This is a genomic window from Actinomadura montaniterrae (genome assembly GCF_008923365.1).
Classification (GTDB): Bacteria; Actinomycetota; Actinomycetes; order Streptosporangiales; family Streptosporangiaceae; genus Spirillospora; species Spirillospora montaniterrae.
Genome location: NZ_WBMR01000089.1, coordinates 1 through 22,808 on the forward strand (window position 1 = coordinate 1; position 22,808 = coordinate 22,808).

Here is a 22,808-nt window from a genome sequence, read left to right on the forward strand (position 1 = left end):
CCGAGAGAAGAGGAAGCGATGCCCGGACGAGTCGAAGGCAAGGTCGCGTTCATCACCGGAGCCGCCCGCGGGCAGGGGCGCGCCCACGCCGTGCGCCTCGCGCAGGAAGGCGCGGACATCATCGCGATCGACATCTGCAAGCAGCTCGACACCGTGCCGATCCCCATGTCCACCCCCGAGGACCTGGACGAGACCGTGGCGCAGGTGAAGGCCGCCGGCCGCCGCATCGTCGCCGCCCAGGTCGACGTGCGCGACTACGACGGGCTGAAGGCCGCCGTCGACGACGGCGTCACCCAGCTCGGCCGGCTCGACATCGTGGTGGCCAACGCCGGCCTCGCCGCCGACGGCGCCCCCATCCAGGACCTCGACGAGAAGCTGTGGCGCGACTCGATCGACGTCAACCTGACCGGCGTGTTCCACACCGGCAAGGCCGCCATCCCGCACCTCATCGCCGGGGGGCGCGGCGGCGCCATCGTGCTGACCAGCTCCGTCGGCGGCCTGAAGGCGCACCCGAACATCGCCAACTACGTCGCCGGCAAGCACGGCGTCGTCGGGCTGATGCGGTCGATGGCCGTCGAGCTCGCGCAGTACGACATCCGCGTCAACTCCGTCCACCCGACGCAGGTGGGCACGCCGATGCTGCTGAACGACCTCACCTACCGGATGTTCCGTCCCGACCTGGAGAACCCGACCCAGGAGGACATGGCGCCGATCTCGCAGATGATGAACGCGCTCCCGGTGCCCTGGGTCGAGGCCGAGGACATCGCCAACGCCGTCCTGTTCCTCGTCTCGGACGAGGCCCGCTACATCACCGGAGTCCCGCTTCCCATCGACGCGGGCTCGATGCTCAAGTGACCCGGAGGGATCGGATGGGCACCGACGACATGGACACCGGCGACGCCTTCTACTGGGACCCCTACGACCCGCGGTTCACCCCCGACCCCTACCCGACGTACCGCCGGCTCAGGGACGAGGCGCCGCTCTACTACAACGAGAAGCACGACTTCTACGCCCTCGGCCGGTACGACGACGTCGACCGGTGCCTGCCGGACTGGCAGACGTTCTCCTCGGCGCGCGGCAACATCCTCGAGTTCGTCAAGTCGGGCATCGTGATGCCGCCGGGCACCCTCATCTTCGAGGATCCCGAGATCCACGACATCCACCGCAGGCTGCTGGCCCGCGTGTTCACCCCGCGCCGCATCGCCGAGCTGGAGCCGCGGGTGCGCGACTTCTGCGTCCGCACCCTCGACCCGCTGGTGGGACGGGACCGGTTCGACATCGTCGAGGCCGTCGCCACCGACATGCCGATGCGGGTCATCGGCATGCTGTTCGGCATCCCCGACTCCGACCTGGAAGCGCTGCGCGAGTCCGCCGACGAGAGCCTGCGGACCGAGGCCGGCGGGCAGATGGACCTGCAGGGCGGCGCCGGGCTCAGCAACGAGATGTTCGGCGACTACATCGACTGGCGGCGCGAGCACCCGTCCGACGACCTCATGACGATGCTGATGACCGCCGAGTTCGAGGACGAGAACGGCGAGCGGCGCACCCTCACCCGCGACGAGGTGCTCGTCTACTGCACGGTCGTCGCGGGCGCCGGCAACGAGACCACGGGACGGCTCATCGGGTGGATCGCGTCGGTCCTCGCCGACCATCCCGACCAGCGCCGCGAGCTCGTCGACGACCCGTCGCTGATCACCAACGCGGTGGAGGAGGTGCTGCGCTTCCAGTCGCCCGGCCCCTACGCGGCCCGGTACGTGACCCGGGACGTGGAGTTCTACGGGCGGACGGTGCCGGAGGGCAGCGCGATGATGCTGGTCCTCGCCGCCGCCAACCGCGACGAGCGGCGCTATCCGGACCCGGACCGCTTCGACATCCACCGCAAGATGGGCCAGCACCTGGCGTTCGGCGTCGGCGCGCACTACTGCCTCGGCGCCGCGCTCGCCCGGCTGGAGGGCCGGGTGGCGCTGGAGGAGCTGCTGCGGCGCTTCCCCACCTGGGACGTGGACTGGGACGGCGCCAAGCTCGCGCAGACGTCGACCGTCCGGGGATGGGAGAGGCTGCCGCTCGTCCTGCGCTGAAACCCGCAGTTCAGGAGGCCGTGCCGGCGGCCTCCTGCCCGCCCTCGCCCCGGCGGAGGCACCGCCCGACGACGGCGACGGCCCCGGCATGCCCGGCGGGCCGCCGGGGCTCGATTGTGATCACGCACAGTCCGCGTTCTTTTGCGGACAGCACTTGACAGTACTGCGAGACCGGGGATGTACTGTCTTTCGCCTGAGACGAGAGTCGCAGACTCGAAAACTGCTTATCTATGTTCTCAAAATGAAGAACTGAACTCTCGCACTCGACACCGAAAGTTCTCAACGCGCTTCGGGCCGCCGTCCGACGAGGGGGAGCAGAGGATGCGCGAACGGCAGGGAACACGTCCATGAGCGCGGCAGCGGGACACCGCCTGCGCGCACCCCGGCCCTCCTGGGCCGGGGTGCCGCGGCGGCTGCTGTTCGGGTGGCTGGAGCAGGCCGGCCTGCTGTTCGCGATCACGCTCGAGGGCTTCCGCAAGACCTGGGACGTGCGCCGCTGGTGGGTCGAGTGGATCGAGCAGTGCTGGTTCATCGCCCGCGTCACCACCCTGCCGGTGATGCTGATCGCGCTGCCGCTCGGCGGCACGATCGCGCTGCAGGTCGGGCAGATCGTCCGGCAGATCGGCGCCGAGTCCGGCACCGGCGCCACCGTCGTGCAGGCCCTGGTCACGCAGGTCGCGCCGATGGCGGCGGCCCTGCTGATCTCCGGCGCCGGCGGCTCGGCCATCACCTCCGACATCGGCTCGCGGCGGATCCGCGACGAGCTGGACGCCATGGAGGTCATGGGCATCAACCCGGTGCACCGGCTCGTCACGCCCCGGCTCTGGGCGGCCAGCACGGTCGGGGTGATGCTCTGCTCGCTGATCATCCTGGCGGGAATCGCCGGCGGGTTCTTCTTCAACGTGATCCGGGAGGGCGTGACGCCCGGGTCCTACTTCGACGGGGCGACGTCGCTCCTGCAGCTCTCCGACCTGCTGATCACCCTGTTCAAGGCGTGGGTGTTCGGCTTCATCGCCGCCGCGGTGGCCTGCTGGAAGGGCATGACCTGCCGGTACGGCGCGAGCGGCGTCGGGCGCGCGGTCAACCAGTCGGCCGTCGTCGCCGCGATGCTGGTGTTCGCGGCGAACTACGTGCTGTCGACGCTGGCCTACAGCCTCTTCCCGCCCCGGATCTGACGGAGAGCCGATGAACTCCATCGTCCCGTACCGCGCGGCCGTGGTGCTGCGCCGCCGATGGCGCCCGCGCGCCCCCGAGTTCACCGAGTTCCTGGTCTTCTCCGGGATGGTCCTTCACCACATGGTGGCCGACATCGCGCGCGGGAAGCACCTGAGGGCCGTGGTCCGGCAGGTCAGCGACATCAGCGCCGGCGTCGGCGCGGTCGTGATGGGCCTCGGCATGGTCGTCGTCATCTTCTTCATGTCGTTCTTCACCGGCACCACCGTCGGCCTGCAGGCCATCCCCGGCCTGCAGCGGGTCGGCGTGCAGTCGCTCGCCGGGATCATCGCCAGCTACGCCAACGTCCGCGAGGTGACGCCGATCATCGCCGGGGTCGCGATGGTGTTCCAGCTGGGAGGGTCGTTCACCGCCGAGCTCGGGGCGATGCGGATCTCCGAGGAGATCGACGCCCTGGAGGTCATGGGCATCAACTCGCTCGCCTACCTGGTCTGCACCCGGCTGGCGGCCGCGCTGGTCACGCTCGTCCCGCTGTACCTGCTGGCGCTGTTCGCCAGCTTCTTCGCCACCCGGATCATCTCCATCGACTTCTTCGGCATCTCGCCCGGGATCTACGACTATTACTTCCACCTCTACCTGCCGCCGATCGACGTGTTCTACAGCGTGGTCAAGGTCGTCGTCTTCACGGTGATCATCGTGCTCATCCACTGCTACCGCGGCTACAACGCCTCCGGCGGGCCGGTCGGGGTGGGGCTGGCGACCGGGCAGGCGATCCGCGAGTCCATGGTGACGATCGTCATGGTCAACCTGCTGCTGTCCTACATCTTCTGGGGCAACGGCGGAACAGTGAGCCTGACCGGATGAGGACCGTCGACCTCACGCCGCGCACCCGCCGCCGGTTCGGCGCCCTCGGGGCCGCCCTCGTCGCCGCCGCCGGGGTCGGGTCCTACCTGGCCGCGCGCGACACCCACCCCGGTTCGACGTACCTGAAGGCGACGTTCGGCCGCGCGGGGGAGGGGCTGGACGACCGCTCGGACGTCAAGATCCGCGGCGTCAGGGTCGGGCAGGTCGCCTCGGTCCGGCTCACCCCCGAGGGGAAGGCGCTGGTGCGGATCCGGCTGGACCGCGGGGTCCGCGCGCCCGTCACCGCCGAGGCGGCGATCTCGCCGCTGTCGGCGTTCGGCCCCAAGTACGTCGACCTGCGGCCCGGGCGCGGCGAGGGCGGCGGGCCGTACCTGCGGAACGGCGGCACCATCGCCAGGACCAGCGACCCGCAGGACCTCACCGACGTCGCCGCGCCGACCGTCGACCTGCTCGACGCGCTCGGCCCGGACGACGTCGCCACCATCATGCGGTCGCTGGGGACCGGGCTGGACGGCCGGGGCGCCGAGCTCGCGAGCCTGGTCGACGACTCCTCGAAGCTGCTCGGCGTGACGGCGCGGCGCAGCGGCGACCTCGGAACGCTCATCGGCAACGGCGGCGCGCTCGCCGGCACCGCCGCCCGGCACGGCGACGAGATCGGCCGGATCGCCGACGACCTGAACAAGGTCGCGCCGTCCATCACCGGGGACCCCGGGCAGTTCGCCAAGATGCTCGCCGGGCTGGACGAGTCGGCCCGCACCCTGAACCAGATCCTCGCCTCGAACCCGAAGGCCGCGGGCCGCGTCCTCGACTCGTTCACGCCGGCGGCCGCCGTCCTGTCCAAGTACCGCGACTACTTCCCCGACCTCATCAGCAGCAGCGGGCTCATCCTGACGCAGCTGGCCGGCATCGCCAACATCCCGGGGCCGCACGGGACGCTGCTCTCGCGGGTCACCATCCACATCAACCCGAGCACCGCGCTGTGCGACTCGCTGCCGGGGATCTGCGGGCCGATCGAGCCCGCGGTCCCGAACAAGCCGAACCCTCCCGCGAACGGAGGCGAGTGATGGCCGCCTCACGCCGGCTCCGGCTGCGCAGGCAGGGCCTGGACATGCGCTCGGCCCGCAAGTTCCTCGTGTTCGGCGTCGTCACGACCCTGCTGACCGTCTACATGGCGTTCCGGATCATCGGCACCGACCTCGGGTCCGGGCTGCATCTGCGGGCGACGTTCGACGACGTCAGTGGCCTGCGGTCGGGCGACGAGGTGAAGGTCGCCGGCACCCCGGTCGGCCGGGTGACGTCGGTGAAGGTCGTGGACGGCCGGGCCGTGGTGGGGATGAAGATCCGCCCTTCGCTGCACATCCCGGTGGACTCCTCGGCCGTCATCCGCTGGAAGGACCTCATCGGCAAGCGCGAGATCTACCTGGAGACCGGGTCGAGCCGCGTCATGCTCAAGGACGGCCAGCGGCTCACCCGGACCAGGTCGGCGGCCGACCTCGGCGCGCTCATCAACGACCTCGGGCCGCTGGTCGGCGGGATCGACCCGGACGAGATCAACAAGATCCTGCAGTCGTTCGCGACCGCGCTGGACGGCAACCAGGACAGGATCGACCAGATGTCGGTGAACCTGGCGGCGCTGCTGCGCACGCTCGGGTCGCGCAGCGACACGATCCGGCGGATGATCGGCGACTACAAGACGGTCACCGACGCGCTCGCGGCCCGCGACCGGCAGATCACCGAGACCATCGGCAACCTCACCGACCTCACCCGGGCCTTCGCGCAGGACCGCACCGCCCTCGGCACCGCGAGCACGCGGCTCGGCGACGTCGCGACCAACCTGGACAGGGTGCTCGGCGGGTCCGCCCCGCAGCTCGGCCGGCTGGTGCAGGGCACCACCGACCTGATGGAGATCGCGCACCGCCGGATGCGCGACATCGACAAGATGATCAAGAGCCTGCCGGCGGCGCTGCAGGCGCTGCTCACCCTCATGGACGGCGGCAAGTTCCTGCGCGGCAACGCGCTCTGCATGAACGTCGTCTACAGCGACACCTGCCCGTTCCCCGAGAACCTGCCGCCCCCGCCCGCCGGCGGCCCCGGCGGCGGCTCCGGTGGTTCCAGCAGCGGGGCGGCGGTGACCGGCGACGGCGCCAAGCTCAGCCCCGACCAGCAGCGGGTGTTCCAGGCCATGGTCAAGCTGGCGTTCCTCGGCGGCCAGAACGGGGGCGGGTGATGGGGCGGACGGACCGGACGACAGGCCGGATGAAGGACGCGTTCACGCGGTCGTTCCGCGACCGCAGTCCCGTGGCGATCGCCGCGGTGACGATCCCGACGCTGGCCGCGCTGGTGATCGCGGCGTACGCTTACGGCACCCTCGGCCTCTTCCAGGGCGGCTACACCGTCAGCGGCGTCTTCGCCGGCACCGGCGGCCTGCAGAAGGGCGCCGAGGTGCAGCTCGCCGGCGTGAAGGTCGGCAAGGTCACCGGCGTCCGCCCGGACTTCCGCAACGGCCACGTCGTCGTCACCTGGAAGGTCGACTCCGGGATCAGGCTGGGGCCGCGGATGCACGCCGACATCCGGCTGTCGAACCTGCTGGGCGGGCAGTACGTCCGGCTGTCCGGGCCGGTCGCGCGGCCCTACCTGAAGACGCTGCCGGACGGCCGGAGGCGCATCCCGCTGGAGCGCACCAGCATCCCGTACACGCTGAGCAACACGCTCGGCTCCGCGTCGACCATCGCCGGGAAGCTGGACGCCCGGTCGGTCGACCGGCTGCTCGCCGAGGCCGCCAAGGTGAAGCTGCCGTCGCAGCAGGAGACCGCGAAGATGCTCGCGGACCTGCGGAAGGTCAGCGCCGCGCTGAACGACTCGTTCCCGCAGGTCGCCGCGATCATCGCCAACAGCGGGAAGCTGAGCGGCGCGCTGGCGTCCAAGGACCGGCAGCTCACGCAGCTGCTCGACTATGGCGACACGCTCCTGAAGGAGCTGGTCCGGCGGCGCGACGACCTCGCCGCGGCGCTCGGCAGCGGAAGCCGGGTCGTCAAGAGCCTCGACGACACCCTCGCCACGCACCAGAAGCAGCTGAACACGGTGCTCAACGACTTCCACCTCGCCGCGCAGACCGTGGCGGGCGAGAACCTGCCGTCCATGAACGTCGCCCTCGCCTGGTTCGGGCCGGCGTTCTACGGCCTCGGCACCGCCGGCAGCCGCCGCGGCCGGTGGATGGAGGGCGGGTTCGTCGGGTTCGGTCCCGTCCAGCCCGGCGTGGTCGGGCCGCAGCCGAACTTCAACCCGCCCAACTACCCGCTCGTCCCGACGGGGCAGGTCGGAGGATGAGGATGCGACCGCCGCGCCGCCCGCTCGCCGCCGCCATGGCGGTCGTGCTCGGCGCCGCCCTCAGCGCCTGCTCGGTGCTTCCGGGCGCGCTGTCGTCCACGCCGGCCTACCACGTCACCGCCTACTTCACCCGGGCCGTGTCCTTCTACCCCGGCTCCCGGGTGCAGGTCATGGGCGTCAACGTGGGGAAGGTCGACTCGGTCACCCCGGTGAACGGGCAGGTCCGCGTCGTCGCCTCGATCGACGGCGACGTGCCGCTGCCCGCCGCGGCCACCGCCGCCATCGTGCCGCTGAGCCTCATCGGCGAGCGCACGCTGACGTTCAGCCCGGCCTGGCACCCCGGCCTGGCGAAGATGGCGGGCGGCGCCGTGCTGCGGACCGACCGGACGCAGGTCCCCGTCGAGGTCAACGACGCCCTCAAGTCGTTCGGAAAGCTCCTCGACAACGTCGACCCCGCCAAGGCCGACACCGCGCTCGGCAACGCCGCCGGCAGCCTCAACGGCAACGGCACCGCCTTCAACCAGGCGTTCCAGCAGGCCGGGCAGCTGGTGAACAGCCTCGCCGGGCAGGACGAGCAGCTCCTCAAGGTCGCGCAGAACCTCGACCGGCTCGCCGGCATCGTCCGCGGCCGGGAGAAGACGCTCGGCCGGCTCGTCAGCGACTTCTCCAAGGCGTCGACGATGCTGGCGAACGAGCGGCAGAGCATCCGGACGCTGGTCGAGGCGATCGCCGACCTGGCCGAGCGCGGCGACGTCCTCATCAAGATGCACCAGGACACGATCCCCTCCGACCTGGAGAAGACCGCGCAGGTCAGCCTGACGCTCAAGGGCAGCGCGGACACGCTCGGCGGCGTGCTGCAGGCGCTGCCGAACATCGCGTTCCAGTTCGTCAACGCCTACCAGCCGGAGAACCACGCGATCGTCCTGCGGGTCACCCTCGACAACTTCGCGCGGTCTTACCTGGCCGCGGTCCTGAAGTCGCCCACGATCGACGAGAGCGTGCCGTGCCCGCTCCCGCCCCCCTACTCCAACTGCCAGTAGGAGCCACCGTGAGACGAACTCTCCTGCGCGCCGGGACGCTCGTGCTCTGCGCGGTGCTGGCGGGCTGCGCGGCGCTGTCCGGCTGCTCGATCCAGACGCTGCACGCGCCGAAGGGGCCGCTCACCCTCACCGCCGACTTCGCCGACGTGCAGAACCTCGTCACCGGGCACAGCGTCAAGGTCGCGGACGTCGCCGTCGGCTCCGTCACGAAGATCACGCTGGTGGACGCCGGGAGCGGCTACCGCTCCCGGGTCACCATGTCGATCAAGAAGGGCGTGCGCGTCCCCACCGGGACGACCGCGAAGGTCACCACGACCTCGCTGCTCGGCGAGAACTACGTCCAGCTCCAGCCGCCGCCGGGCCGGGCGCTGAACCAGGGGCCGTTCCTCGCCGACCACGCCCGCCTCGCCCAGACCACCACCAGCCCCGGCTTCGAGGACATCGTCGGCAAGGCCGCCCCGCTCGTCGGCGCCCTCGCCGACGGCGACGCCCCCGGGCTGGTGCGCACCGCGAGCACCGCCTTCGCCGGCCGCGGCCCGCAGCTGAACGCGATGATCGCCAACGCGGACACGCTGCTGAAGACGTTCGGCGCCCGCCGCGAGCAGCTCGGACGGGCCGTCGACGACCTCGCCGGCCTCGGCAAGAAGCTCGCCGCGCACGAGGACTCGCTGAAGCGGCTGCCGGGACGGGTCGCCGACGCCACGAGACTCCTCGCCGACGACCGGCAGAAGATCCTCACCGCGGTGCACTCCCTGTCGGACCTCGCCCGGACCGTGAACGACACCGTCCTCATCGGGCACACCGACCAGCTCCGCCGGCTCATCGAGCAGATGGGCCCCACGCTGCAGGTGCTCGCCTCCGACAGGACGAAGCTCGGGACGCTCATCAACCGCGTCCAGGAGTTCGTGAGCCGGATGCCCAGGCAGGTCTACAACGGGCAGCTGCTCACCTATCCGGTGTTGGACTTCAACGGCTCGGCCACCCGCGGCGCCGGACGGACGCCGTCGTCGCTCGCCGAGCTCGTCCGGATGCTGGGACCGCAGCGGTGACCCGCCGGATCAGGGTCAACCTGGCCGTGTTCGCGCTGCTCGGGGTCGTCCTCACGGTGTGGGCGGTGCGCAACGTCCTCGGCTTCGACCCGTTCTCCCGCCCGTACCGGATCAGCGCGCAGTTCACCGACTCCCGCGGCCTGCAGCCCGGATTCGACGTCACCTACCTCGGCGTCGCCATCGGCAAGATCCAGTCGGTCCGGCTCGACGGCGGGAAGGTCGTCGTCCGCCTCGCCATCGACAAGGGCCGGCGGGTCCCGCAGGGCGTCACCGCCACCGCCGCGCTCAAGTCCGCGATCGGCGAGCCGTACGTGGACCTGGAACCGGCGGGCGGCCGGGCCGGCGCGCCCCCGATGCGTCCCGGCGACGTCATCCCGCTGTCCAGGACGAGCGTCAGCGAGAGCTACGGCGACCTGTTCGCGTCCGTGACCAAGGCCGTCAACGGGCTCGACCCGGCGAACCTCAGGATCGTCACCCGGGAGCTGGCGCGGGGACTGGACGGGCGCGGCGACACGCTCCGGCTCAGCGTCGACGGCGCCTCCCAGCTCGCCCGGACGTTCGCGAGCAACACCACCACGCTCGACAGCCTGATCACCAACCTCGGCGCGCTGACCGGCGTCCTCGCCGGGAAGCGCGCCGACCTGGCCGCCGGGATCACCGCCACCGCCGACATCACCTCCTCGCTCGCCGAGGTGGACGACTCGCTCGTCCGGATCCGCGACACCACCCCCGACCTGCTGGCGCGCACCGCCAAGGTGCTGCGCGAGTCGCGGCCCGCCGCGCAGTGCATGCTCGGCGCGCTCAGCGACGCCCTGCCGGCGCTGCTGACGCCCGCCAACGTGTCCGACCTCTCCCGGGGCCTGCAGTGGTCGCCCCAGCTGGCGTCCGCGATGCGCGGCGTCATCACGTTCGTCAACGGCCAGCCCAACCTCAACATCAAGTTCATCCTCACGCTGACGCCGGAGAAGGGCGCCGTCGAATATCGCAACCTCACGCCGCTGCCGTCGATCCCGCGCATCCCGGCCTGCCCGGGCGTGGACCTGCCCGCCCAGCAGAGCCCTCCGCTGAAGAAGGCGGAGACGGCCGCCAAGGGCGGCTCCGCGACGGGGACCGCGACCACGGCGACCGCGGTGCCCGCCGGCAACGCCGCCGGCACCGCCCCCGAGCACCACGGGCCGCCGGCCTGGCTGATCTACCTGCCGCCCCTGCTGGCGGGCCTGGTCCTGCTGCGCGTCGTCATGAGCATGCTCGGCGCGGCCTGGCGCCCGATCTCGAGAAGGAGAAGCCGATGAAGACCAAGGCCCCGGCCGCCCGGACGCCCGCCGAGGACGTCCAGGAGATCGACGAGGCGGACCTCCCGGAGACCGACGAGGAGTACGAGCGGGTCTACGTCGTCGTCAGGAAGAAGAGCGCGGCGGCGGATCCCGGCGGCGAAGAACAGACCACCGGGGCGGCGGACGAGCCGACCGACGACACCGAGGACGCTGGCGAGGCCCCGCGGGAGAAGCCGCGCCGGTTCACGCGCAAGGCCGCGGCCACGTCCGCGCCTCGGATCCCCGAAGTCGCTCCGGAGGTGTGGGCGGCGTCCCTCGCGAGCGGACCGTTCGGCAAGAGGAGCCGCCGCAAGACGATCGCTGTGCGCGTCCTGACGATCGTCCCCGCCGTCGCGCTGGTCGCGGTGACCGCGCTCCTGTGCGTCGTCTGGCAGCAGAAGGGGGACCTGTCCGCGGACGCCCGCCGGCAGCGCGACCTCGCCGCCAGCGCGCGCAGGGTCGCCGACGTCTTCTTCAACTGGGACTACCAGCACATGGCCCAGTCGTTCGCCGCGAAGTACCCGCTGCTCACCAAGGCCGCCGCCGACGCCATCCGGCCCACCGCCGACACCCTGACCAGCTACTTCACCACCAACAAGGTCAGCTCGCGGGCCACCGTCACCGGCGTCTACCCGGGCGCCGTCAAGCGCGGCGCCGCCAACGTCATGGTGGTCATCAACACCAAGGTGACGACGGGCAAGACGGTGCAGGCCAACAGCGGCGCCACGGTCGCGCTCAGCATGAAGCTCGTCTCGGGGAAATGGCTGGCTGGTAACATCACGCTGCTGAGCCAGGGCGTGGAGTCCGCCACCGACGAGAACGGCAAGCCCGTCTCGGGCGGGACCGGCTCCTCCGGGCTGCCGGGCGCCGTCCCCTCGGCCCGGCCGTCGCGATGACGCGGGGCGCGACGCCGTCCCGGCCGCACGCCGGCTTCCTTCACCGCTCCGGCCGGAGCGTCCGCTGTGAAAGGCACTGATGCGCACGCACGGGTGGCGAGGCGACCCTCCTCGCGACGACGACGAGGCCCGGCGGCGCATCATCGGCGCGCTGATCCGGTGCGTGGACCGGTTCGGCGCGCACAAGACCGGGTTCACGCAGGTCGCCGAGGAGCTCGGCGTCACCCGCGCGACGGTGTACCGCTACTACCGCAACATCGACGAGCTGATGAAGGCGGCGGGGTTCGCCGCGGCCGCCGAGTTCGAGGCGCGGATCGCGGCCGCCATCGGGCCGCTGACCGACCCCGCCGAGATCCTCGTCGAGGTGTTCGCGCTGGCCGTGGAGCAGCTGCCCCGCGACCCGCACGTCGGGATGATCTTCGCCACCGGCCGCGCCCCCATGTTCGGCCCCGAGATCCTCTCCGCCACCGCCCTGGACGAGATGAAGGTGTTCCTGTCCCGGCTCGACATCGACTGGGCCGCCCTCGGCTATGACGACGGGGAGCTCACCGGGCTCGCCGAGTTCTTCATGCGCCTGCTCTACTCCTACCTCTCGGTGCCGGAGGCGACGGGGGACGACCCGCGTCCCTTCCTCCGCCGCTGGCTGACGCCCGCCCTGCTCGCCAAGGCCGCCCCCTGACCTTCCCCTTCCCGGGACGCTTGCGCCTGCCCGTGCACGGGGCTATCCGAGGACGGGATGGTTGGCGCGGAAGACGCCGTGCGGGTCGCGCGAGCGCTTCAACGCCCGCAACCGGGAGAGGACCGGCTCCGGGAAGGCGTCGGCCGCCGACTCGGCGGGGTTCAGCAGCGTGTAGGGCTTGCGCCCCGCGATGACGGCGCCGAACCGCTCGGCCAACCGGTCCTGCGTGGCGCGGGCCGCGGCGACCGCGTCCGCGGTCGGGCCGACGCCGAGCATCTGGAGGAGGTACGGCTCGCGCAGGGTCCCGCTCGCGCCGGCGCCGGTCTCGGCCAGCGCCCCGCCGAGGTGCCGGACCTGGATCGAGATCAGCGGGCCGATCGGCTCGGTCGCCAGGCCCTCGTCCAGGCCCGTGAGCAGTTCCGCACGGGCCACCGAGGAGGACGGTGCGGTCGGCTCGGCGGTGATCCCGCCGAGGCCGGCCACCGCCACGGGCCCGCGGTCGTCGCTGACCACGTCGCCGATGCCGTCGATCGCGCGCACCAGCGCCGCGCCCTCGCGCGGGTCGCCGAGGTAGGTCAGGTCCAGCCCGGCCATGGGCGGCGCCCCGGGGAAGGCGAAGCGGTTGAACCAGACCGTCAGCTCGGGCGGCGCCGCCTCGGTGATGCCGCGGAAGGCCTCGAACACCTCGCCGCTCCGCGCGCCGCGCCAGACCACCCGCCCGCCGTACAGCGAAGGCGCCGGATGCAGGTCGAACTCCAGCGACGTCACCAGCGCGAAGTCACCGCCGCCACCTCTCAGCCCCCAGAACAGCTGAGGGTCGGACGCGCCGGTGACCCGGACCCGCTCGCCGTCGGCGTCGACGGCGTCGAAGGCGCGCACGCCGTCCGAGGCCCAGCCGTACCTGCGGCCGAACCAGGACAGGCCGCCGCCCAGCGTGTACCCGGTCACGTTGACCACCGGCGAGCTGCCAGCGGGCCCGGTCAGGCCCTGCGGCCCGGCCTCCGCCAGCACCCGCCCCCAGTTCACGCCCGCGCCGGCCCGCGCCACCCGTTCCCGCGCCGACACCCGCAGGCCGTCCAGGCGCCCGGTGCGCAGCAGGATCACCCCCTCCACGTCACCGGACGGGTCATGGCCGCCGGCCTGGGCGGTCACCGTGAGTCCCGAGCGCCGCGCGTAGCGGACCAGCGCGGCGACGTCGCCGGCGTGCTCGGCTTCGACCACCGCCGCCACGGGCTGCTCGATCGTCAGGTTCCACGCTCTGCGCGCCTCGTCGAAGCCGTCGTCGCCGAGCCCCAGCACCCGCCCTTCGACCGCTCTCCGCAGATCACCGATCGTCACGAAGGACTCCCTGCCCACGACGGCCCCGTCCAGACCAGGTGCTGGTGGACATCGACGACGGCTACGCCGACCCGGAGGCGGCCTGCCACGTCCTCGCGCACCCGGAGGCGGCCGGCGCCTCCGGCGTCGTCATCGAGGACCAGCGACGTGGTCCTCGTCGACGGTGTGCGCAGCGCGCAGGCCGTCCGGCGGATCCGCGAGGTGATCGGCGGCAAGCCGCTGCTGGTCAACCAGATCGCCGGCGGGAAGTCGCCGCGGCTCTCGCTGACCGACCTCACCGCTCTCGGCGTGGACGTCGCCGTCTACAGCACGCCCTGCCTGTTCGCCGCGCAGACGACTCCACGGCGCTGCTGGAGCGCTACATCTGCCGCCACCACGCCACCGGCCGCCGCGAGCCCGGGCTCTTGTAGGTCTGCTCGATGTCGCGAGTTCGCAGCCTGGACAGGCCGCCGCTCAGCCGGGTGCCGACGCGTCGTCCCGCTCGCTCGCCACGGTTATCAGGGCCTCGGCCGGCTCGCAGCCGGGGGCGGAGGCGCGGACGGTGCCGCCGGCGTCGGTCAGGGCGAGGGCGACGTACGCCAGGTCGCCGCCGGCGGCGGTGATCACCGGACGGTCGGGCTTGGCGCGTAACCGGAGCGGGCCGGCGGCCGTGCGCAGGACGTGGCGCCCGGTCTCGGCGCCGTCCCGGTACGCGATGGCCACGAGTTCGCCGGGGTGGTACAGCGTGTCGAACTCGGCGCGGAACCGGTGCTCCCCACCCGCGGGCTCCCGGCCCAGGGAACGGCCGTTGACCAGGAGTTCCACCTCGTCGGCGGAACTGTAGACCTCGACCCTCACCGGCCTGGCTTCGAACCCCGGCCAGGTCCAACCGGAGATCGCGTCGCTCCAGGCCCAGGGCGTCGCGTCCCAGGTCCGTCCTTGGTGCTCGGGGCGCTGGACGGCGATGTAGGGGGCGGCGCGCAGGCCGAAGACGATCTCGCGGTAGTAGCAGGCGGGCCGCCGGTGGCCGGTGATGTCGATGTCGCCGCACCCGGCGAGCAGGTGCGGGTACGGGGCGAGGAGGCCGGGACCGGGTTCGGACGGGCGGTAGCGGGGACGGCCGATGCCGCACTCGCCGAGGTAGTCCCAGCCCGTCCAGGTGAAGTCGCCGATGACGCGCCCGTGCCGCTTCACCAGGCTCCAGGTGGTGTCGACGCGGGTCGGGAAGGTCTCGGTGCCGACGATGATCCGGTTCGGGAACAGGTCGCGGTCCAGGGCGTAGCGGCTGTCGGAGTAGTTCATGCCGGCGATGTCAGGCATGCTGTAGGACTCGGCGGTCCGCTCGGTCACCAGGTCGGAGGCGGCGACGAGGTTCATCATGTCCCCGGCGTCGGCCATGAGGGTGTTGATGCCCGCGCCGTCCGGTTCCCGCGTCGGACGGCTCGCCCGCGCCAGGTCCGGCAGGACGGCCAGCAGGTTGTTGATCCCGTTGGTGACGTAGCGGGTGCCGTCCAGGGAGCGGACCTTCTCGGCGAGCCTGCGGCCCAGCGCGGCTCCCGAGGGCGTGCCGGTCTCGGGGATCTCGTTGCCGATGGAGTAGCAGATAACGCTGGGGTGGTTGACGTCCTTGGCGACCATCGCCTCGATGTCGCGCTCCCACCACTCGGGGAAGCTGAGGCTGTAGTCGAAGTCGCTCTTGGACGAGGTCCAGACGTCGAACGCCTCGTCGATCACCAGCATGCCGAGCCGGTCGCAGGCGTCGAGCATCGCGCGGCTCATCGGGTGGTGGGCCATGCGCAGGGCGTTGAACCCGGCGTCCTTGAGGATCCGGACCCGCCGCTCCTCGGCGCGGGCGTGGGTCGCCGCGCCCAGCACCCCGTTGTCGTGGTGGACGCACGCGCCGCGCAGGTCGACGGTCGCGCCGTTGACGCGCAGCCCAGACCGGGGATCGAGCCGCAGCGAGCGGATGCCGAAGGCGGTGGCCTCGGCGTCCACCTCGCCGCCGTCCTGCCTGAGCGCGACCTCGCAGGAGTACAGCGCGGGCGACTCGGGGCTCCACAGCGCGGGTTCGGGGACGTAGAGGCGCCGCCGGACGGTCGCTGGCTCGCCGGGCAGCACGGTGACCTTCACGGTGTCGGAGGCGACGACGGCTCCGGCGGCGTCGCGGATCCCGGCCACCACGTCCAGGGTGCGGATCTCGACCGAGTCGTTCTCGACCGTGGCCGCCACCTCCACCACCGCGCGCTCGTGGTCGATGTCCGGGGTGGTCACCCGCAGGCCGTCGGGGGCGATCCGGACCGGGCCGCCCGTGAGCATCCAGGTGTCCCGGTAGATCCCCGCGCCGGTGTACCAGCGGGAGTCCCGGTGGGTGCGGGCCTCGACGCGGACCTCGTTGTCCTCGCCGAAGCGCAGGAAGCGCCCGGCGTCGACGCGGAAGCGGGAGTAGCCGTACGGGCGCTGGCCCGCGAAGTCGCCGTTGACCTACACGGTCGCGTCCCGATAGACGCCCTCGAACTCCAGCAGGATCCGCTTGCCCCGGTCCGCGGGCGGGACGGAGAAGACCTTGCGGTAGACGCCCTGCTCATCGCGGTCCTCGAACGCCGCGACGACCTCGACCTCGTCACCGTCGCCGGCACCCTGGAGCCCGCGCGCGACCCGGCCGCCGCGCGGGCGACCATGACGGCCTTCGTCCGGCGCAACCTCATCCAGCGCTCGATCCTGCAGCTGTACGCCGTCCTCGCCGCCGAGGCGCTCAACCCCGCGCATCCCGCGCACGCCTACTTCCAGGCGCGGCTGGAAGAGGGGCGCGCCATGTTCGAGCGCTACCTGCTCTCGTGGCACCCCCGGCCCGGCCTGGCCGCCGTGGAGCTGCTGTCCTTCCTCGACGGCCTGCAGCTCCACTGGCTGCGCGACCCCGGCATCGGCTTCCTCGCCCAGTGGGAGCTGTTCGCCGACCGGTTCTTCGTTCTTGACGGACCGGTCAACTATCCGCGAGGGTGAGGGGCGTGCCCCGGACGAGCGACGCGCGCGAGCGGCTGGTGAGGAGTGCCGCGCGCCTGTTCCTGACCCGCAGCTACCAGTCGGTGGGGGTGGAGGAGCTGTGCGCGGCCGCCGACGTGCGGCGCGGCAGCTTCTACCACTTCTTCCCGGCCAAGTCCGACCTGGCCAAGGCGGTGATCGACCACCACGCCGCCGCGTTGTGGGCGCGCCTGGACCAGGCCGCCGGAGCCTCGCCCGCCTCCGACGGCGCCGCCGAGGCGGCCGCGCGGCTGCACGCGATGGCCGACGCGGTGGGGGAGATCCAGGCGGGTTTCGAGGCACGGTTCGGACGGGTGGTCGGCTGCCCGTTCGGGAACCTCGCCGCCGAGCTGGCGACCACCGAGGACGGCCTCCGCGCGCATCTCGCCGCGGTCTTCGCCGGGTGGGAGCGGCGCCTCGCCGTGCTGTGCCGCGCGGCGGCTGACCGGGGCGCGCTGCGCGACGGCGTCGACCCGGACCTGCTGGCCACGATCCTGGTGGCGCAGTTCCAGGGCATGATCCTGCTGGCCAAGACGGGCCGGTCGGACGCGTCGCAGATCCCCCGGGCCCTGCACCAGGTGATCGCCGCCAACCTCCGGGAGCGCGCATGACCGAAGCCGTGGACTTCCATTTCGACCCGATGTGCCCGTTCGCCTACGCGACCTCGGTCTGGCTGCGCGAGGTGCGCGACCGGACCGGGATCGAGGTCGCCTGGCGGTTCTTCAGCCTGGAGGAGGTCAACCGCGCCGAGGGCAAGAAGCACCCGTGGGAGCGGCCGTGGTCGTACGGCTGGTCGCTGATGCGGATCGGCGCGCTGCTGCGGCGCCGCGACATGGCGGCGCTCGACGCCTGGTACGGCGCGATCGGCGCCGAGCTGCACGTGCGCGGCGGCAGGCCGCACGATCCCGCCGTTGCGCGGCGGCTGCTCGACGAGCTCGGCTTCGGCGCCTCGGCGCTGGATGAGGCCCTGGCCGATCCCGGCACGCACGACGACGTCCGGGCCGACCACCGGCGGGTGGTCGACGCCGGCGGCTTCGGCGTGCCGACCCTGTTCTTCCCGGACGGCCAGTGCCTGTTCGGGCCGGTGCTGATCGACCCGCCCGCCGGCGACCGCGCCGTGCGGCTCTGGGAGACCGTCACCGGGATGCTGGAGTTCCCCGACCTCTACGAGATCCAGCGGCCGAAGGGCGCCGCGGAACGGCGGCGCATCCACCGGGCGCTCCAGCCCTACCTCAGCGGCCGCGACTGGGTCAGCATCGACCGCGGCCAAGTGATCGAGATCCCCGAGGACGCCAGGAAGGGCGGTGCGGCATGAGCCGGGACGCGGACCGGAAACACGTGATCGACGTGCTCGTCGGGGAGTGGGCGGCGCTCGACCGGCTGCTCACCGGCCTCGCCGGCGCGGACTGGACGCGGCCGACCTGCCTGCCGGGCTGGCGGGTGACCGACGTCGTGGCCCACCTGATCGGGACCGAGTCGATGCTCGCGGGCGAGCCCGTGCCCGAGACCGGCGCCGACGTGACGGCGCTGCCGCACGTCCGCAACGACATCGCGGCGGTGAACGAGCAGTGGGTCACGGCGCTGCGCGACGAGGAGCCCGCCGCGATGCTGGCGCGGTTCCGCGACGTCACCGCCCGCCGCGCCGGGATGCTCGCGGGGATGTCCGAGGCCGACTTCGACGCCCCGAGCTGGACGCCCGCGGGCCAGGCGACCTACGGGCGGTTCATGCAGATCAGGATCTACGACTGCTACATGCACGAGCAGGACGTCCGCGCCGCCGTCGAGGCTCCCGGGAACGAGGAGGGCGCGGCCGCCGATGCCGCGATCGACGAGGCGGCCCGCGCACTGGGGTACGTCGTCGGCAAGCGCGCCGCGGCGCCGGACGGCAGCACCGTCCGCTTCGACCTCACCGGACCGGTCCGGCGCGCCCTGACGGTCGAGGTCGACGGCCGCGCGCGGCTGGTCGACGGCGGGGGAGGAACCCCGACGACGGCACTGCGCCTGCCTTCGACGCTGTTCCTGCGTCTCTGCGGCGGCCGTACCACCGCGCACGACGCCGTGGAGGTCGCCGGTGACGGCGAGCTGGGCCGCCGGATCCTCGACAATTTGGCCTTCACCATCTGAGGGCCGCGGCCCGCGCACGCCGAATCGTTCCTGGTCAGCGGATTGCTCGCGGCCGACTCGGGTACAGCGCACAAATAGGACATTTCAACCTAGTCAGGGAGGGACGACCATGACTAGGACGACGCATGCTCCGCGGACTCCCATGTCCGGCATGCTGAAGGCGCCGCGCAGCCGGGGGATGATCAACGGGCTGCTGCTGGTGCTCCTGGCGCTGTGGGGCGGGCTCATACCGTTCATCGGCCCCTACTTCACCTTCGGGTTCGGGTCGACGGCCACCTGGCACTACACCTCCGACCGGCTGTGGCTGTCCATCCTCCCGGCGATCGCCGTCATGCTGGGCGGGCTGATCCTGCTGATCAGCGCCGCCCGTTCCGTCGCCATCGTCGGTTCCTGGCTGGCCATCGCGGGCGGCCTGTGGTTCGTCGTGGGCACGACGATCGCGCCGCTGTGGGGCGGGGGCCCCGGGCGCGCGCTCGGCGGCCAGACGCGCCAGATCGCCGAACACCTGTCCTTCTTCGAGGGGCTCGGCGCCATCACCATCCTGCTGGCCGCGACGGCGCTGGGACGCTTCCTCGTGGTCGGCGTGCGAGAGGCGCGGCGCGCGGAGGCCGAACGCGCGGGGGTCGCCGCCGGCACCGCCGGCGCGGCCGGCGCGGCCGGAACCGGGCGCTCTGGCAGGGGGACCGCGGTTCCCGAGGCGGACCGCTCCGGCCGCGGATCCACCGCCGCTCCCGAATGGGAGAGGCAGGCACAGCCGTCACGCGAGGACCAGGAGGCCTCGCGAGGCGACGGGCACCGCTGGCACGCGACCCTGCCGCGCCGGCGGTGAACCGGGGAGTCGCCCCTTCCGGGCACTCGCTCCCTCAGTGACACATCTTCCTAGATGCGGCGCCCCTACGGGGGCGCCGCACCGCCGTGCCCTGGCGGGGTCGGCTAGTCCAGGCCGAGACCACCACCCCTGTGCCGAGCGGGCGTTCAGTGTCGAAGGCGCCCTGGAGGCGCTTCCGGCCTGTCGGTAGAGTCTTTCCTGAATCAGGTTTCGGTAATGCCGGTTCATGGTTCTGGGACGCCGTCCGGCGAGATGTGCGGGTCCGTGTCGGAGATGTGCGGGTCCGTGTCGCATGCGATCTCGCCGTCCGGCCGGGGCTCGGTGAAAGAGGTAGTGAGGCGTGGCGGTGACGGTCCAGGAACTGGGCCCGGAGTTCGGGTACGCGGCCGACGCACGGCCGCTGCGGAACGAGCGCGACTGGGCGGCGGAGCAGATCCGCATCGTGGTGCGCAACGCGTTCCGGCGCGAGTCCACCGTGGTCGTGGTGGAGGGCGAGGATCCCTACCTGGTGTCGGTTCGCGTCGATGGGCCGACCGAGATGCCGGACGCCGTGGAAGGCGCCGCCGCGGCATTGATCGACGCGGGCTACCTGGCCGGACGTGACGAGCGCGACGCCATGGCGCTGCGGGTCTGGCCGCCGTCCGACCAGATGCCCGTGGTCGCCGTCGCGCGCGGCACGGCGCGGCACTGCCGGTGGTGCGGGGAGGCCATGACGGCGGTGGAGGCCGCCGCCAGCGTGGCCTACGGCTGGTCCGGACGCTGCGCCGACTGCCAGACCGAGCACCTGGCCACCGCGTGGAGGCCGTAGCGCGGTCGGCGCAGCGTGCGCGGGTCAGAAGACGGGATTCAGGGCGGCGGTCATGAGCCGGTGGGGGGTGCCGGAGCCGTCGGCGGGGACGGTCCACAGGTCGGAGCCGTAGTCGCCGGGCAGCGAGTAGGCGACCTGCCCGCCGTCGACCCATACGGCCTGGTCGTCGACGCTTCTGGTCTCGGCCAGCGGGGTTTCGCGCATGGTCCGCAGGTCGAGGACGGTGAGGCGCCACGGGTTGCCGCCTGCGGCGGACCGGACCCGCTTCTTGTAGGCGACGCGGGTGCCGTCGGGCGACAGCGATGGGCATTCCACGTTCTGGTGCAGGGTCCTGACCTGGCGTTTCGCCGTGTCGCCCGCGACGAGCCAGGTCTTGCCGCGGGTCGCGAGGGTGGCGTAGAAGTGCTGGTCGTCGGCGAAGGTGACGCCCCAGAAGTTGATGTCCGCGGACCGGTAGGGCGCGCCGTCCTTGATCACGCGGTACTGCTCCAGGGAGGGGACGAGGTGTCCGGTGCGGGTGTCGAGGATGCTGGTGCGCGTGGAGAAGTTCGTGCCGCCGTAGGAGTCGCCGCTGACGAACACCGTCCACGCGGCCATGCGTCCGCTGGGGGAGACGCGGGTGCGGGACGGGATGCCGGCGCCGTCGTAGCTGCGGTGTTCGCGGAGCGCCGCGTCCACCACCACTGCCTCGTAGGAGGGCGTCAGCCCGGGGCGGTTGCGCAGGCAGAGCCCCGTGCCGGCGGCGGCGTGGAAGCGGGCGCAGACCAGGCCGCTGTCGGCGCGAGGGGCGCCGGGCGACGCCGACGCGACGGCGGCCAGGTGGTCCTTCCCGGGGCCCATCCGCATGTCGCGGAAGACGATCTGCCCGGGCGTACCGAGGACGATCCGCGCCCCCGCACCGGTGTGCGCGGGGTGCCGGGCGGCGGCGCGCAGGGTGTAGCCGGTCGCGGCGACGGCGAGCAGGACGGCGGCGCCGACCACGATGAGCAGGCGGGTCCGCAGCGTCACGCCTCCGCCTCCTGCCGGTCCGGCCCGGCCGATCGCCGGGCGCCGAGCAGGGCCGCGGCGCACGCCCCGGCCGTCGCCAGCGACACCGCGCCCGCCCACAGCGCGGTATGCGGGCCCCACCACGTCCAGGCGGCGCCGAACGCCAGCGAGCCCCCGAACCGGGCGAGCGCCTGGCCCGTCTGCAGGACCGCCAGCCCGCCGGCGCGCGTGCCCTCGGGCAGCAGCGGCCCCGCGATCGCCATCAGGACGCCGTCGGTCGCCGCGTAGAACGCCCCGTGCAGGGCCAGGCAGCCCGCCACCAGTGCCGCACCGCCGAGCGGGGAGAGCAGCAGCCCGTAGACCAGCAGCAGGAAGGCGTGGCCGGCGAGGAAGACGCGGCCGCGTCCGGCCCGGTCGGCGACCACGCCCAACGGGACGGCGAGCAGCAGGTACGTCGCCGCCGTTCCGACCGGCAGCAGCGGGAAGTAGCGGACCGGCAGGTCGACCGCCCGCTGCAGCAGCAGATAGACGAACGAGTCGCTCACCGTGGAGACGCCGAGCAGGGCCGCCGAGGCGCACAGCCGCGCGAACCGAGCCCCGCGCAGCACCGTCAGCGTGGCGCGCACCGAGCCGCCCGCCGCCCCGTCCCGGTCGCGGACGAACAGCCACAGCACCAGCAGGCCGAGGACCGCGAAGCAGGTGCTCGCCACGAACACCGGGTCGTAGTCCTGGTGGGCGGCGCTGAGCACGGCGAAGGCGACCAGCGGGCCGAGCAGCGCGCCCGTGGTGTCCATGGCGCGGTGCAGCCCGAACGCGCGGCCCTGCGCGCCCGGCGGGCTGGACAGCGAGATGAGCGCGTCGCGGGGCGCCGTCCGCACCCCCTTGCCGACCCGGTCGGCGACCAGCACGGCCGCGACCGCGGGCACCGACCCCGCGGCCATCAGCGCCGGCTTGGCCAGCGCCGACAGCGCGTACCCGGCGCCGGCGACGAGCTTGTGCCGGGCGCGGCGGTCCGCCAGGTGCCCGCCCGCGAGCCGGACGAGCGCGCCGGCGCCGCCGTACAGGCCGTCCACGAACCCGAACGCCAGCGGCGACAGGCCGAGCCCGGCCACGAGGTAGAGGGGCAGGACGGCGGTCACCATCTCCGCCGACACGTCGGTGATCAGGCTGACGGCGCCGAGCGCGACGACGTTGGGCGCCACGAGCCGCAGCGCGCGCCGTCCCGCGTCCCGCCGCGCGACGCCTCCGGCCGCGTCGGCGACGCGGCCTGCGGACAGGTACATGCGAACCCTCCTCGCGGGGAGCC

At 72.6% G+C, this 22,808-nt stretch carries 23 protein-coding genes; 18 read left to right on the forward strand and 5 right to left on the reverse strand.

Annotation, left to right across the window (positions count from 1 at the left end):
- Window positions 1-18 precede the first annotated feature (18 nt).
- The 12 genes from F9B16_RS26770 to F9B16_RS26825 all read left to right on the forward strand — a co-directional run bounded on the left by F9B16_RS26770 (window position 19) and on the right by F9B16_RS26825 (window position 12,419).
- Window positions 19-855, forward strand: coding sequence for a mycofactocin-coupled SDR family oxidoreductase (locus tag F9B16_RS26770; protein ID WP_151542965.1), 837 nt, complete (start codon window positions 19-21; stop codon window positions 853-855).
- 14 nt (window positions 856-869) lie between these two features.
- Entirely contained in the window at window positions 870-2,078 is a 1,209-nt protein-coding gene (locus F9B16_RS26775) for a cytochrome P450 (protein WP_225991967.1), read from the forward strand.
- Window positions 2,079-2,425: 347 nt separating this feature from the next.
- Entirely contained in the window at window positions 2,426-3,253 is an 828-nt protein-coding gene (locus tag F9B16_RS26780; protein WP_151542966.1) for an MlaE family ABC transporter permease, read from the forward strand.
- Between the two features lie 10 nt (window positions 3,254-3,263).
- Window positions 3,264-4,115 (forward strand): ABC transporter permease, encoded by an 852-nt coding sequence (locus F9B16_RS26785; RefSeq protein WP_151542967.1) that lies wholly within the window; start codon window positions 3,264-3,266, stop codon window positions 4,113-4,115.
- The gene (locus tag F9B16_RS26790; protein ID WP_151542968.1) at window positions 4,112-5,179 is read left to right on the forward strand and encodes an MCE family protein; all 1,068 of its coding nucleotides are present in this window, start codon (window positions 4,112-4,114) and stop codon (window positions 5,177-5,179) included. The genes F9B16_RS26785 and F9B16_RS26790 overlap by 4 nt, the downstream gene beginning before the upstream one ends.
- A complete protein-coding gene (locus F9B16_RS26795) occupies window positions 5,179-6,342 on the forward strand; it encodes an MCE family protein (RefSeq protein WP_151542969.1) in 1,164 nt (387 codons plus the stop codon). Before F9B16_RS26790 ends, F9B16_RS26795 begins: the two co-directional genes overlap by 1 nt.
- Window positions 6,343-6,371: 29 nt before the next feature.
- Window positions 6,372-7,442 (forward strand): MCE family protein, encoded by a 1,071-nt coding sequence (locus F9B16_RS26800; protein ID WP_192809010.1) that lies wholly within the window; start codon window positions 6,372-6,374, stop codon window positions 7,440-7,442.
- Window positions 7,439-8,482 (forward strand): MCE family protein, encoded by a 1,044-nt coding sequence (locus tag F9B16_RS26805; RefSeq protein ID WP_151542971.1) that lies wholly within the window; start codon window positions 7,439-7,441, stop codon window positions 8,480-8,482. The genes F9B16_RS26800 and F9B16_RS26805 overlap by 4 nt, the downstream gene beginning before the upstream one ends.
- 8 nt (window positions 8,483-8,490) lie before the next feature.
- Window positions 8,491-9,531, forward strand: a complete 1,041-nt coding sequence (locus F9B16_RS26810; protein ID WP_192809011.1) for an MCE family protein — start codon at window positions 8,491-8,493, stop codon at window positions 9,529-9,531.
- Complete coding sequence (locus F9B16_RS26815) at window positions 9,528-10,823, forward strand: MCE family protein (RefSeq protein ID WP_151542973.1); 1,296 nt, start codon at window positions 9,528-9,530, stop codon at window positions 10,821-10,823. Before F9B16_RS26810 ends, F9B16_RS26815 begins: the two co-directional genes overlap by 4 nt.
- A complete protein-coding gene (locus tag F9B16_RS26820) occupies window positions 10,820-11,740 on the forward strand; it encodes a hypothetical protein (protein WP_151542974.1) in 921 nt (306 codons plus the stop codon). Before F9B16_RS26815 ends, F9B16_RS26820 begins: the two co-directional genes overlap by 4 nt.
- A 79-nt stretch (window positions 11,741-11,819) precedes the next feature.
- Window positions 11,820-12,419 (forward strand): TetR/AcrR family transcriptional regulator, encoded by a 600-nt coding sequence (locus F9B16_RS26825; protein ID WP_151542975.1) that lies wholly within the window; start codon window positions 11,820-11,822, stop codon window positions 12,417-12,419.
- 42 nt (window positions 12,420-12,461) lie between these two features.
- On the opposite strand, the gene F9B16_RS26830 is transcribed toward F9B16_RS26825, so the two are convergent.
- The 3 genes from F9B16_RS26830 to F9B16_RS26840 all read right to left on the reverse strand — a co-directional run bounded on the left by F9B16_RS26830 (window position 12,462) and on the right by F9B16_RS26840 (window position 16,052).
- Window positions 12,462-13,757, reverse strand: a complete 1,296-nt coding sequence (locus F9B16_RS26830) for an FAD-binding oxidoreductase (RefSeq protein WP_151542976.1) — start codon at window positions 13,755-13,757, stop codon at window positions 12,462-12,464.
- Window positions 13,754-14,035, reverse strand: coding sequence for a hypothetical protein (locus F9B16_RS51210; RefSeq protein ID WP_192809012.1), 282 nt, complete (start codon window positions 14,033-14,035; stop codon window positions 13,754-13,756). The genes F9B16_RS26830 and F9B16_RS51210 overlap by 4 nt, the downstream gene beginning before the upstream one ends.
- 175 nt (window positions 14,036-14,210) lie before the next feature.
- Window positions 14,211-16,052 (reverse strand): glycoside hydrolase family 2 TIM barrel-domain containing protein, encoded by a 1,842-nt coding sequence (locus F9B16_RS26840; RefSeq protein WP_225991968.1) that lies wholly within the window; start codon window positions 16,050-16,052, stop codon window positions 14,211-14,213.
- Between the two features lie 48 nt (window positions 16,053-16,100).
- On the opposite strand from F9B16_RS26840, the gene F9B16_RS52910 reads away from it, so the two are divergent.
- The 6 genes from F9B16_RS52910 to F9B16_RS26870 all read left to right on the forward strand — a co-directional run bounded on the left by F9B16_RS52910 (window position 16,101) and on the right by F9B16_RS26870 (window position 20,515).
- Window positions 16,101-16,736, forward strand: a complete 636-nt coding sequence (locus F9B16_RS52910; RefSeq protein ID WP_225991969.1) for a hypothetical protein — start codon at window positions 16,101-16,103, stop codon at window positions 16,734-16,736.
- A 5-nt stretch (window positions 16,737-16,741) separates the two neighbouring features.
- The gene (locus F9B16_RS26850; RefSeq protein ID WP_151542978.1) at window positions 16,742-17,365 is read left to right on the forward strand and encodes a TetR/AcrR family transcriptional regulator; all 624 of its coding nucleotides are present in this window, start codon (window positions 16,742-16,744) and stop codon (window positions 17,363-17,365) included.
- The gene (locus F9B16_RS26855; RefSeq protein WP_151542979.1) at window positions 17,362-18,069 is read left to right on the forward strand and encodes a mycothiol-dependent nitroreductase Rv2466c family protein; all 708 of its coding nucleotides are present in this window, start codon (window positions 17,362-17,364) and stop codon (window positions 18,067-18,069) included. Before F9B16_RS26850 ends, F9B16_RS26855 begins: the two co-directional genes overlap by 4 nt.
- Window positions 18,066-18,878 (forward strand): maleylpyruvate isomerase family mycothiol-dependent enzyme, encoded by an 813-nt coding sequence (locus F9B16_RS26860; RefSeq protein WP_151542980.1) that lies wholly within the window; start codon window positions 18,066-18,068, stop codon window positions 18,876-18,878. The genes F9B16_RS26855 and F9B16_RS26860 overlap by 4 nt, the downstream gene beginning before the upstream one ends.
- A 151-nt stretch (window positions 18,879-19,029) precedes the next feature.
- Window positions 19,030-19,707: a hypothetical protein gene (locus tag F9B16_RS26865; protein WP_151542981.1), complete on the forward strand. Its 678-nt coding sequence runs from the start codon at window positions 19,030-19,032 to the stop codon at window positions 19,705-19,707.
- A gap of 340 nt (window positions 19,708-20,047) precedes the next feature.
- A complete protein-coding gene (locus tag F9B16_RS26870) occupies window positions 20,048-20,515 on the forward strand; it encodes an NAD(+) diphosphatase (protein WP_151542982.1) in 468 nt (155 codons plus the stop codon).
- A gap of 24 nt (window positions 20,516-20,539) precedes the next feature.
- On the opposite strand, the gene F9B16_RS26875 is transcribed toward F9B16_RS26870, so the two are convergent.
- Both F9B16_RS26875 and F9B16_RS26880 read right to left on the reverse strand, forming a co-directional pair.
- A complete protein-coding gene (locus F9B16_RS26875) occupies window positions 20,540-21,523 on the reverse strand; it encodes a TolB family protein (protein WP_151542983.1) in 984 nt (327 codons plus the stop codon).
- Window positions 21,520-22,785 carry an MFS transporter gene (locus F9B16_RS26880; protein ID WP_151542984.1) on the reverse strand — a complete coding sequence of 422 codons (1,266 nt, stop codon included), beginning with the start codon at window positions 22,783-22,785 and terminating at the stop codon, window positions 21,520-21,522. The genes F9B16_RS26875 and F9B16_RS26880 overlap by 4 nt, the downstream gene beginning before the upstream one ends.
- Between the last annotated feature and the right edge of the window lie 23 nt (window positions 22,786-22,808).

What these genes read in the sequence shown, in the direction of transcription:
- F9B16_RS26770 (WP_151542965.1), top strand. Translation starts at nt 19, where the DNA reads ATGCCCGGACGAGTCGAAGGCAAGGTCGCGTTCATCACCGGAGCCGCC.
- F9B16_RS26775 (WP_225991967.1), top strand. Translation starts at nt 870, where the DNA reads ATGGGCACCGACGACATGGACACCGGCGACGCCTTCTACTGGGACCCC.
- F9B16_RS26780 (WP_151542966.1), top strand. Translation starts at nt 2,426, where the DNA reads ATGAGCGCGGCAGCGGGACACCGCCTGCGCGCACCCCGGCCCTCCTGG.
- F9B16_RS26785 (WP_151542967.1), top strand. Translation starts at nt 3,264, where the DNA reads ATGAACTCCATCGTCCCGTACCGCGCGGCCGTGGTGCTGCGCCGCCGA.
- F9B16_RS26790 (WP_151542968.1), top strand. Translation starts at nt 4,112, where the DNA reads ATGAGGACCGTCGACCTCACGCCGCGCACCCGCCGCCGGTTCGGCGCC.
- F9B16_RS26795 (WP_151542969.1), top strand. Translation starts at nt 5,179, where the DNA reads ATGGCCGCCTCACGCCGGCTCCGGCTGCGCAGGCAGGGCCTGGACATG.
- F9B16_RS26800 (WP_192809010.1), top strand. Translation starts at nt 6,372, where the DNA reads ATGAAGGACGCGTTCACGCGGTCGTTCCGCGACCGCAGTCCCGTGGCG.
- F9B16_RS26805 (WP_151542971.1), top strand. Translation starts at nt 7,439, where the DNA reads ATGAGGATGCGACCGCCGCGCCGCCCGCTCGCCGCCGCCATGGCGGTC.
- F9B16_RS26820 (WP_151542974.1), top strand. Translation starts at nt 10,820, where the DNA reads ATGAAGACCAAGGCCCCGGCCGCCCGGACGCCCGCCGAGGACGTCCAG.
- F9B16_RS26825 (WP_151542975.1), top strand. Translation starts at nt 11,820, where the DNA reads ATGCGCACGCACGGGTGGCGAGGCGACCCTCCTCGCGACGACGACGAG.
- F9B16_RS26840 (WP_225991968.1), bottom strand. Translation starts at nt 16,052, where the DNA reads ATGCTCACGGGCGGCCCGGTCCGGATCGCCCCCGACGGCCTGCGGGTG.
- F9B16_RS26855 (WP_151542979.1), top strand. Translation starts at nt 17,362, where the DNA reads ATGACCGAAGCCGTGGACTTCCATTTCGACCCGATGTGCCCGTTCGCC.
- F9B16_RS26860 (WP_151542980.1), top strand. Translation starts at nt 18,066, where the DNA reads ATGAGCCGGGACGCGGACCGGAAACACGTGATCGACGTGCTCGTCGGG.
- F9B16_RS26865 (WP_151542981.1), top strand. Translation starts at nt 19,030, where the DNA reads ATGCTGAAGGCGCCGCGCAGCCGGGGGATGATCAACGGGCTGCTGCTG.
- F9B16_RS26880 (WP_151542984.1), bottom strand. Translation starts at nt 22,785, where the DNA reads ATGTACCTGTCCGCAGGCCGCGTCGCCGACGCGGCCGGAGGCGTCGCG.